This window comes from Ramlibacter sp., from assembly GCF_035706265.1.
GTDB lineage: Bacteria > Pseudomonadota > Gammaproteobacteria > Burkholderiales > Burkholderiaceae_C > Ramlibacter.
Map to the genome: position 1 here is coordinate 1 of NZ_DASSVG010000273.1, position 2357 is coordinate 2357.

The 2357-nt window shown below is 69.1% G+C and carries 5 protein-coding genes; all 5 read right to left on the reverse strand.

Features of this window, described 5'->3' with window-relative positions; translation table 11 throughout:
* On the reverse strand, positions 1-691 hold a 691-nt coding region (locus tag VFM98_RS10025; RefSeq protein WP_325109782.1), incomplete at its 3' end, for an exodeoxyribonuclease V subunit gamma.
* Positions 692-726: 35 nt separating this feature from the next.
* A complete protein-coding gene (locus VFM98_RS10030) occupies positions 727-972 on the reverse strand; it encodes a hypothetical protein (RefSeq protein ID WP_325109783.1) in 246 nt (81 codons plus the stop codon).
* Positions 973-1118: 146 nt separating this feature from the next.
* Positions 1119-1382 (reverse strand): hypothetical protein, encoded by a 264-nt coding sequence (locus VFM98_RS10035; protein ID WP_325109784.1) that lies wholly within the window; start codon positions 1380-1382, stop codon positions 1119-1121.
* Positions 1383-1607: 225 nt separating this feature from the next.
* Complete coding sequence (locus VFM98_RS10040) at positions 1608-1811, reverse strand: hypothetical protein (protein ID WP_325109785.1); 204 nt, start codon at positions 1809-1811, stop codon at positions 1608-1610.
* A gap of 99 nt (positions 1812-1910) precedes the next feature.
* Positions 1911-2144 carry a hypothetical protein gene (locus VFM98_RS10045; protein WP_325109786.1) on the reverse strand — a complete coding sequence of 78 codons (234 nt, stop codon included), beginning with the start codon at positions 2142-2144 and terminating at the stop codon, positions 1911-1913.
* Positions 2145-2357 lie beyond the last annotated feature (213 nt).

Here is a 2357-nt window from a genome sequence, read left to right on the forward strand (position 1 = left end):
GCCACAGGCGCGGCTGCCAGCGCAGCGTGTCGGGCACCGGCACTTCGCGCGCGGCATGGGCGAGCGTCAGCACCGGATCGCCCTGGGCCCAGCGCGCCAGCCAATCGGCCCGATAGACCTGGTACTGGTCCAGGAGGTCGGACACGCGCAGCGCGAGCTGGTGCAGCTTGCGCCCGTCGGCGTCGTCGTGGAGGAAGCCGCGCAGGGGCGCGAACTCGGGTTCGGCCAGCAGCGCCGGCAGCAGGCGCATCAGGCGCCACACGAGCCGCGATTCGTCCAGCGCCGAATCGCGTGGCACCGTATCCGGGCCGAGGACGGCGCGGTAGGCCTCCCACAGCGCGTGCGCGGGCAGCTGGGTGCGCAGCGCCGCCGCCACGCCAATGCCGCCCTGGGCGGGGTCGGCGGCGAGCGAAAGCTTGAGCCATTGGGCCACGCCGTTGCTTTGCACCAGGACCAGTTCGTCTTCCAGCGGGGCCACCGGATGCCGCTGCATCCAGGCCACCATCAGGTCACGCAGCGCCTCGGGGTGGTTGCCGTGGACCACCATGAAGCCGGGGGGAAGGGACTGCTCGCTCTCGTTCATCGCCTGTGCGCACTGTACTTCCTTCCAGCGCGCGGCCTGCCCGTCGCAGCGGCCGCCAAGTAGGCTGGCGGTGAGCCGCGCCAGCGCGAACCCCAGCGCTGACGGCACTCCGCCGCAGCGGTCCGGTCTTCAGGCGCGGCGGATCAGCGAGCGGGCGGCGACCGGCGCGGCGCGGCGGCGGGCTGCCCGTGCGGCACGAACAGAACGTGGCAGCCTTGCATCTCGTCGCCTTCGCCCGCGATCACGTCGCGGTAGCCCAGGTCCGCCATCGAGAGGGCGAGGACCTGGACCTGGTGGAAGCTGGCGACCAGCGTGCCGGCGAGCACCTGGCCCGTGCTGTCGCAGAACCCGATGCGGAAGCCGGGCCCTGGCTCGGGATGGCGGTTCACGCGCCGCAAGGCGGCCGCGACATCGCGCAAGGCGGGGACGAGTTCGGGAAGGGGATGGGCCCAGACGGGGGCAGGCGGAGTGGGCTGCGCGCTCGGCATGGCTTCACAGCTTAACCCGACAGGCTGGCAGGCACCAGTGATCTGCGTCAGGCACTCCCGAGAACGGTCATCATCCCGTCCTGGTCATCGAGATCCTGCAGCAGGTGCAGTTGCACCAGCCGGTGCCGCAGGTAGCGCAGCTGCGTCGGGCCATGAAGCAGCGCGAAGCGGTACATCTCCCCGGCCTCGTTGCGGAACGCCACCAGCACCGGCTTGCCGGAAACTGGCATCGTGCGGGCCCCCTTGAGGGCTGCCGCGAGCTCGCGGTCGCGGACGTGGGCGGGGCGATGCATGTAGAGATCCGGTTCCATGGCTTGTCCTGGCGGACATTCTGGGACCGGAATTCCGGCGCAAGGGTCTCTACGAAACAGGGCTGCAGCGTTATTGCGTGCGGTAGCGGCTCGATACGTGTCGTGAACATGCGCCGGGTCTTGTCACGTCACGCCGTGTCACATCGTCGCGAAGGGACCTGGCGAAAGCCTGAGCCAGCCGTCCCGCCGCGGAGTCATAGAAGGACGACGCGAACGTTCCTGCGGCTAGTTGGCGCGCGCCGGGAATGCCCTCTGATAGGCCGCCGTGCAGCTGGCGCGCATGTCTTCCAGTTCGGCACGTTGCTCCTGCAAGACCTGCTCGGAAGCTTCGCCACTCGCCACCTTGATGGCCAACGTCGTGAAGGCGGACTCCTTCTCCAGGAGCTGCCGGCGCACGCGCAGCCAGTCTTGCACTGCTTCGTTGTTCATACGGTTCGGAATTCTAGCTTTGTCGCCGGTCCGACGTTTCAAGGGGGCAGCGGCGACGCTCGGCTGGGCCCGGGCTGGCTCAGCCGGCCGAACTCGAGCTCACCGGGCTTTGCGCGTGCGCCCAGGCCGCTCGCGATGGCGGTCGGCGGCCTTCGGCCTCGGCGCCATGTCCTGGGGTGGCATCGGGGGATGCACCGCAGGTTTGGTTCTCGCCGCGCGCTTCATTGCCTCGAGCGCGCTATCCGCGCCGAATCCGCTGTGGGACCAGCCAGTTTCGTTCTGCGCGGGCGGCGACGCCGGTGCGGAACTCTGGCGCTGTACGTCGGTGTCCATGTGCCTCCTCCTGCGACTTTCGAGGGCCCCCGGCCGGCACTGCACACGGGGACTCATGTAGGCGAAAGGTAGCAGCTGAGCCATGGGAAAGCAATAAGAATCCTTCTCATCGCTGGCGCAGGTGTGACTTCCTTCGGACATCCACCCGCCTTCGCGAAACTTCCGGCCAGCTTTATCGCCTGAGCCCGCCGGCCTACCAGGGCATCGCCGCAG

Bases quoted from the DNA above. Each gene is read 5' to 3' on its own strand.
- VFM98_RS10035 (WP_325109784.1), bottom strand. From the start codon at position 1,382: ATGGAACCGGATCTCTACATGCATCGCCCCGCCCACGTCCGCGACCGC.
- VFM98_RS10040 (WP_325109785.1), bottom strand. From the start codon at position 1,811: ATGAACAACGAAGCAGTGCAAGACTGGCTGCGCGTGCGCCGGCAGCTC.
- VFM98_RS10045 (WP_325109786.1), bottom strand. From the start codon at position 2,144: ATGGACACCGACGTACAGCGCCAGAGTTCCGCACCGGCGTCGCCGCCC.